Consider the following 7,911-nt stretch of genomic DNA (forward strand, 5'->3'; position numbering starts at 1 on the left):
TCCGAAAGAATATCATACTTCTACCTAATTTGCAAGCATTAAGTGAACAGTATTGCGCCTAGCCCGCATTATTTATTACATCAATCGGGATAAAATCCGAACTTCTCTATTTCAACAGCACCATCTTCCGTATTTTTTGACTATTGCAAGCCTTAATCCTGTAAAAATACACTCCTGATGATATGCCCGCGGCATCCCAGACAACCTGGTAATATCCCGCCGGTTGTTCCTTATAATACATCGTCTTAACGCTGCATCCGAGCAAGTCATATATATCAATAACCACATCGGAAGAATTCGGCAAAGTATATCTTATGGTTGTTTGGGCATTAAACGGGTTAGGATAATTGCCTAATAGCCCGAAACTTCGCGGCTTGGATTTGTTATCCCCTTCACTAATACCAGTTGATTCCCGGTAGAGGTGTGCAGTCGCTTCCAACTCCTGTGAGAGTACAATCGATTTCTCATTGGAGAAAACCAGGTACCAGGTGTCATTGGTAGGAAAAGTAAACTCGATATCGCCGTCTGAGACTCCGTGTTGAATCTCGAAAGCATCGAATTCATTGCCATCTATATAGTCATTGAAATTAGCCTGATTGCAGATGAAGAAATCTATCTGTCCCGGGGCAACAAATTCGGAGAAGCGGTCGTTATCATCGAAATTATCGCCGTACAGGATTTCCGAAGGGAGGTTAAATTCCAATTCGATTTTATATTCTTCCATAGGATTATCGGGAAAAGTATCGGTATGAATTTCAAGGCGAGGCATTGCCCCCGGAATGATGACATTCCAGGTATAAGTGGATTCCGGATAACTGCCCGTGATTATGTTTTCTGTCCCGCTTGATGGGTAGCTGCCGACTTCGCTATCTATTCTACCGGTGAAATTGCGGCTGTCTCCCAAAAGGAACTGCTTTTGCCCGGCCTCGGTTGTCCATCCGCAGGTCGCTCCCCAGCCGACAAAGCCCTCGCTGGCAAGCATAATGCGTGCGCCATCAATAGGATTGCCGCTTGAATCGGCAACTGACACATTCAAGGTGCAAACCTCAGTATATCTTTCGGTAACATCCCAGATGAAGCTGTTCCCTTTCCAGTTAAAAACCGCAGCTATATTCCAATCCCAACCGGGGTCGTAGGTATGGGGGTTGTCGATATGATTTCCTTCCGGTTCCCATGAAATCCAACGCCTGTCCCAGAACTCGTTTATCTTGTGATTATCGCGGTACATGACATTAACGACAGCCGGAATCAAAGCCGCTCGCGCAGCCGCCGAGGTCAGGTAGGCATGAACGCTGCAGGTTCCTATATGAAGATGATAAATCCTCACCGGCTGGTCGTGATGTTCGCTACTCTGAAAGTCCATCACCGTATTAACCCATTCCGTTAAAACTCCAATAGCGCCGTTTTCAGTAGTATCGGGAATATTATTCCAGAGAGTTTCAACTCCCGTCAGCATATCTGCCAGCACCGGATACCCCTCATCGGCATGATTCATTAAAAAATCCCTCCAGAAAAAGCCATAAGGAGGCGGAGCAGGACCTCCGCTGTTAGGGTAGATATATGACGGGACTTCCTTGTGGAGTTTGGGATGAACCACATACCAGTAGTAAATATCTCTGGGCAGCTCAAATTCCAGAGTATCGCCATTTTCCTCCACCCGGTAGTTGATAGTCGAATAGTAATCGCCGCCTTGAGAGGAATTGCCGTAATCAATGATGTCGGCATAACTCAAAGAGCTGTCTATACTGTAAAGAAAGGTAATATTTTCCGTTAAAACATCTAAAGCCTCCAATGATTCCATATACATCAGGTTTTGCGGGGATATATGGGCAATCTCGAAGCATAGCTCATCCACATACGGGTCATCTGAGTTTAGTATCATGCCGGCAAAGGTTTCCTGCCACCAGCTGTCTATCCGGGCTAAATTATCCTCTAAAGCCGGTTTCAGCCAGTCGGGAGATCTCTCTAAAGCCAAAAGCGCTGTTTCCGTTAGTCCTCTTTCGGGAAGCGTAATTTCTAAAGAATCCGCATACGGTGTAAAAGCGATAAAACAGTCGGTTTCCGCAGTCAATCTCACCTGAAAATCTGCGGAATCTATCAGTTCCCACTGAGCCATAAGTGTAATCGGAAATAGAATAACGCATGCTGAAACCATAACCCCGATCATCACTATTGTTTTAAATTTTGATTTCATTACCTCAACCTTGCAATTTGATTTATAATCCGGCTCTTATTCTTTTCTTAAATCTCACTTTATTTTAACATCAATAACGACCGGCTCTCAGATATATCGCCGGAAGTTAAGCGATAAAAATAGATTCCTGAAACTACCTCATCTCCTTTATTGTTGCGGCCATCCCAAATGAGGTTGTGGGTTCCCTCAGACTGATGCCCGTTGTATAAAGTATTAACCAACTCTCCACGGAGATTATAGACAGCAAGATTAATCTTCATCGGGGATGAGAGATGGTACTCAATCCGAGTTTGAGCATTGAAAGGATTGGGATAATTCTGGGAAAGAGTTATACCATTCGGCAAAACTGGCGATAAGGCAGTTGGCTCTTCAACAGAGGTGGTCATATGATCGCAAGTGAAAACAAATTCCCGGACTGCGCCGGCCGGAAGAGGTGGTTCGTTTTGATGCCAGATGCACATCAGCAGAAATTCCTCAGTAACCATAGCGGAATGACAATCAGGGTCATAGCTGATGATAATTGGGTTTTCAGCCCGGAAAGGAAACAGTACAATAGGATGACGATTTCCCCATTTGCCATTATAGCCGGGATAATCCTCTCGGTTCATAACGATTCGCACCGTAACTGTATCTTGAGTATCGCCGGGAACAATCTCAATCTGTTCATCATACATCGAGCCGGGAATAACACCGGACTCGGTATCCAAACGGGCATCCAATGCCGGGTCTCCATAGAGCGCCGAACCATTTAAATCCGGAGGATTTGTGCCCGGAGTATGATGAATCTGGTCAAAATATAGAGCCTGATTGGCTAAAAAGAATGCCTCCGGCCAGGTATAAAGCCCCTGACGAGCAAAATAAGCCTTGGTTCCGCCATGCTGATAGCTGTCTGAACCTTCCGGTATAACATAACCGGTCATAAGAGATGCGCCGCCGGTGTGAATCCAAGCAGGAGCCATCGAATTCAGGTTCTGGATTTTTCCGACATAGCAATTACCCAAAGCCAAATAGATTTTAGGGTTGATGGAATTGGCATTAATGTTTGAACCATAACGAGGGTCGCCATAAAGTTGACCGGCATTAGACCTGAAGAAACCCTCCAAGTCGGGAGTAGGATAATGAAGCTGCCAGTTATCATGATTGCCATGCCCGCTGGTCATAAAAATATCGATAGTATCGGCGTTTATCATGTTCATTAGAAATCCGGTGCGGTCGTTAGGACATAGATCCTCATCGGTTGTATCAACAATAGTGCCATCCAGATATTTGAAGCGGATACGATTATAGGTTCCCTCGCTGGTGCATATTCCCTGCGGGTAATAGCCCAAATCGCAGCTCATTGTGCCGCCAAGCATGTTCTTAACCCTGAAACTGCCGCAAGTAGCTAAGCGAAGAGCATCCGCGGCATTATATCCGGTAATTATTCCCCAGATGGCATCACCATAGGGGTCATCATCTAAGGCGCGGGTTAGAGTCCATATTGAAGTTTGAACGAAATTGCTGTTGGCAGTTAGAGCCTCGCAAACGAAAGCGATATGGGTTGGCTTATAGTCAATTAAATCCTGACGTAAATCCCATGTTGAATTTTGCCAGATGAAAATCTCGCCATTGTAGCGCGACACGAGGGTATCTGCAACAAGCCCCCACTCCGGAATCTGATAAGTCGAATTATTTACTACAACCGCATACCTAAAATCACCCCTTGATAGCGAGGTTAATAGAAGGAAAGTAAACAATAGTAAAAATAGTTTGCTTCTTTTCATGTTTTTTCTCCTTATTCAAATAATTTATTCTTTCAGATAAGCGGCTGCCAATTGATACGATATTTTTAAGCACGCCGACAATTTTCATTATACAAAAAGATAATATAATATCGATTATCTGCAAGGAAAATATCAGCCCCTCAGGATGTCGTCCGCCTGGGGCGGACGACATCCTGAGGAATAACCATCTGTCATTGCTCCGCCTATGGCGGACGCATTAGGCGGAGCAATGACGAATTTACACATGCAGTATCGTATGCTGGGGTTCATGAATAATCCGGCCCTTAGGCGGACTGACAGAGGATAAACTTCTGTCAGCATATACTACGATTTGTGAATAATGCGGGTAAGAAAATTTTTAGAAGGTATTAGCCCTCTTATATGAAATCAACTACATCGATGGAAAAGATTTTAATTTGATATAACAGGTTCCTCGTTTGGCTTGACGGTTATTTTTATGGGTAACATCACCGGGAACGCCCGACAATCCGCCTACGCAAATATGCGGGAAAGTCTGAATCGGCACTTTAATCTTGGATGTTTTGTGCTGCAATGGTGAGGACATACTGTTTTTCTCCTATTCTTGAATCTGTTTTTCCTGCTCTTAATTTAAGCAACAATGAAGCAATTATTATACCCTTTGGTATCTAAAGATATTGCGCGGCAGCAAAATTCCGCAACCGCATTATATCCATATGGTTAACGCAACAAATCAATCATTTTAATAAATTTCTTAAAAAATAAAATATTTATAAATTATTGATAAATTCCCATAACTATGGGGTTATTAACGTACATTTTGATATAATTGAAATTAATCCTATTCGCCAAGATCAATGTAGTTGGCAGGGTCTATATTGTATTTGTCGCCATCAATGATGTTTTGTATGCGAATCATTGATGCTTCCTCTGAGGAAAGGTCTATAATTTTAACATCAGCTTTTGCTCCATCGCGGTTGGCAATTATTTTAACTTCCGGCTTTTCCAAATTGTCGGGATTATTGCGAGAGACTATTGCTACCTCATCGTTGTTAAGCCTTACAACACTGCCGATTGGATAGATGCCTATTGCGTTTATGAAAACTTTTAAAAGCAAGGGATTGAAATCGGTTTTAACTCTATTTATCATATTGGTGATAACTTCATCGGCCTTGCGTTTCTTTTTATGATAAACTCTGCCGGAACACATGGCGTCGAAAGAATCCGCAACAGCAACAATCTGGGCAAATAAACAAGGTATCCGTTTTTGCAGTAACTGAGGATAACCTCCACCGCTGTAGGTTATATGATGTTCATATGCCGTGGCAATTGCCCTTACAGATGACCTGTCCGTACCCCGAGTTTTAGTTATAGCCTTAGCTCCGTAAATAGGGTGCATTCTAATCTGCTGCCAATCCATTTCATCAAATTTCTCAGTTTTATTAATCAGGTTTCCCGGCAGATTTATTTTACCAATATCATGAAGTAGGGCGCTTACGCCCAGATCTGTAAGTCTTCTTTTGTCGAGATTAATATGACAGCCCAAAACCAAAGAATAAATACAGACATTTACCGAATGCATATATGTGTAGTTATCGAAATTGCGTAGAACTGTTAATTCCATTAATGCCGCTTCGTCTTCGATGATATTATCTACCATAGACTGAACTAACCGTTTTGTTTTTGTCAGATTTAATTTACCGCCGGAATTGGCTTGGCTTATTATTTCATGAACTATAGAAATGGATTTGAAAAATACTTTTCTCGCTTTGATTTTTGTGGTTTTATTGCTTTTTTCGGTTTCTTCTTTGTCGGAATCTTTTCTCTCGACCATTTTTATCAGAACAATATTTTGAATACGAAGGTCTTCAAGTTTATATCTAAAATATTGATAAGCCTCAAGCGGGTCTTCGGAAGCTTTGAAGTTGGAAAGCGAGAAGATAAATTTATCTATCTCCACATTATCAGCCCGAGAATAAATGCTGAAACCCTCAATGTTAAGAGCCTTAAACCTGTCTGTGAAAAATTCTACAGACTCTTGATCTGAGGTTTCAAGAGTTAGCCTGAAAGTATTTATAAAAAAGTAGCTATCTTTATATGCAAATGAAAGGTTGTCTTCTTCGGTAAAAATTTCCGCCATAAGATGGCGCAATTCACTCACCTTGGCGATATACCTATTGTTATTGGCATCATAAATTGCGGCTGTTTTCAAAGTAGAATAAAGCGACCGAAATATTTTTAGGCCAAGGTCTTGGAATTTTTTTTCTAATTCCTGAACTTGCATTTCATATTTGTTTTCATTCAGGTCAAACATTAGCCATACTCTACTTTCGCTTTCCCGCAGCTCTCAGGGCGGCTGAAGCAAATTTTTTGTTTTTTCTTTTGGCGATTTTCATAAGGATGCTTTTTGCCTCATTGGTTTTGATTTTTGCGATAGAATCAATTGCTATAAAATTTATACGATCCATTTTTCCCGAGGAAAAGAACAATTTCTTCTTGGTTAAGGATGCCAAAAAGGGCAGCGCGTCATCCTGGCCTATTGCCGCATATGTCTCCAGAAATTTCCTTATCTGTTCAGGCGTTCTATCCCTAAATTTTTTATCCTTAATAATATGCTCGATAGCTTTGAAAGCCCGCCTGCATTTAGTTTTTACAATATTATCAAGACTAAATAACTGAATCTTAATATCGGGATCCGACAAAGACAATATCAGAAAATCATCGCGTTCATTCATATCTAATCGAGCTGCGGCTTTTAAAGTTTCCTTGCGCACTCGGAAATCCGGATGCCTGATTGTTTTTTTAAGAAAGTTGATGATTTTGGGATTCCCTATTTCGCCAAGAACCATTATAACATTACGAACAACAAACCATCTTTCGTCATCCAGACCGCGGGCAATAATATCGACTTGCTCTTTGCCAAGCTCTGCCAAAACAGAACAGACAGCGCGTCGAGCCTTGAATTCATTCAATTCGCCCAGACTATAGAGCAAAGGGTCAATAGCAGCCCAGGGAAGTTGTTTTAGATATGAAATCATGCTCTCATGGTCCGCATCCCTAAAACTATTAATCGACTCGGTAAGTAATTCGATTTTTTCTTTGGATGCGCAATCAAGAAAAAACCCCTCTATTTTCTCAGCCCGTTTGGTTTCTAACTTGCTTAACGCTGTCAGCAACTCCCGCATCTTTTTAAGCAAATTTGCCAGCCCTGCGAAATTACCCAACTGAATAAAATTATCCCGCACTTTCCCAATATATTTGAGAACCTCAACATAACCCGGTATTTCCTTTTCCATGCCAAGAATCTCGAAAATGATTGTCAGCAGGTATTCAGTACTATCAAACTTGGCATCATCGGTTAACAACTCAGCGATTTGAGCTTTTTCTTCATGAGTAAGTTCCGAAATATGAGTTAAAAATTCAAGTGAATCAGGAGACATATTTGAATAGGCCGCGCTCTGTAATGAAGATTCCACCTGCTTAGCATCATCGCTTATATCGCTTTCATCAAAAGTAATTTCTGACTCATCCCGGTAAAGCGCTTTGATGTCTTCATCGCCTAACGTATTATCCGACCTGAAATTGTCCATTGTATATTCAACAGTTTCAATCTCTAAGTCATCATCAATAAGTTCATAGCTGATATAATGAAAATCCTCTTCCCAGAGTAATGTTACTATGTCATTATCAATATAAATCGTCCTCATCATTTTTGCCAGAAGGTCGATAAATCGTCCCAGTTCGGCTTGGTCGATGCCTTTACTAAAATTCAGGCTAAGTACGCCATCTCGGAAAAATAAATGAGCAAAATTCTCGGTGTGTCCGGATGCCTCATAAATAGCGGCGTTTTCATATAAAATGCTATTGGATGAAATTTTATATGTTAACTCATCAATATCATTAAAAATCTTTTCCGATTTTTCTGCCAAATCTTTTTTAAACTGGCCTGGAAGTTTTGAACTTGATGGATATACG

At 41.4% G+C, this 7,911-nt stretch carries 5 protein-coding genes; all 5 read right to left on the reverse strand.

What is annotated here, in order from left to right; genetic code table 11:
- Positions 1 to 106: 106 nt before the first annotated feature.
- The gene (locus tag J7K40_02395; GenBank protein ID MCD6161246.1) at positions 107 to 2,194 is read right to left on the reverse strand and encodes a T9SS type A sorting domain-containing protein; all 2,088 of its coding nucleotides are present in this window, start codon (positions 2,192 to 2,194) and stop codon (positions 107 to 109) included.
- 59 nt (positions 2,195 to 2,253) lie between these two features.
- The gene (locus J7K40_02400; GenBank protein ID MCD6161247.1) at positions 2,254 to 3,957 is read right to left on the reverse strand and encodes a T9SS type A sorting domain-containing protein; all 1,704 of its coding nucleotides are present in this window, start codon (positions 3,955 to 3,957) and stop codon (positions 2,254 to 2,256) included.
- 391 nt (positions 3,958 to 4,348) lie between these two features.
- The gene (locus J7K40_02405) at positions 4,349 to 4,522 is read right to left on the reverse strand and encodes a hypothetical protein (GenBank protein ID MCD6161248.1); all 174 of its coding nucleotides are present in this window, start codon (positions 4,520 to 4,522) and stop codon (positions 4,349 to 4,351) included.
- A gap of 255 nt (positions 4,523 to 4,777) precedes the next feature.
- Positions 4,778 to 6,250, reverse strand: coding sequence for an HD domain-containing protein (locus J7K40_02410; GenBank protein MCD6161249.1), 1,473 nt, complete (start codon positions 6,248 to 6,250; stop codon positions 4,778 to 4,780).
- A 10-nt stretch (positions 6,251 to 6,260) separates the two neighbouring features.
- The coding region (locus J7K40_02415; GenBank protein ID MCD6161250.1) for a HEAT repeat domain-containing protein at positions 6,261 to 7,911 on the reverse strand (1,651 nt) is incomplete at its 5' end.

This window comes from Candidatus Zixiibacteriota bacterium (genome assembly GCA_021159005.1).
GTDB lineage: Bacteria > Zixibacteria > MSB-5A5 > UBA10806 > 4484-95 > JAGGSN01.

Excerpts from the sequence above, each read along its gene's own strand:
- J7K40_02400 (MCD6161247.1), bottom strand. The coding sequence starts at position 3,957 with ATGAAAAGAAGCAAACTATTTTTACTATTGTTTACTTTCCTTCTATTA.
- J7K40_02410 (MCD6161249.1), bottom strand. The coding sequence starts at position 6,250 with ATGTTTGACCTGAATGAAAACAAATATGAAATGCAAGTTCAGGAATTA.
- J7K40_02395 (MCD6161246.1), bottom strand. The coding sequence starts at position 2,194 with ATGAAATCAAAATTTAAAACAATAGTGATGATCGGGGTTATGGTTTCA.
- J7K40_02405 (MCD6161248.1), bottom strand. The coding sequence starts at position 4,522 with ATGTCCTCACCATTGCAGCACAAAACATCCAAGATTAAAGTGCCGATT.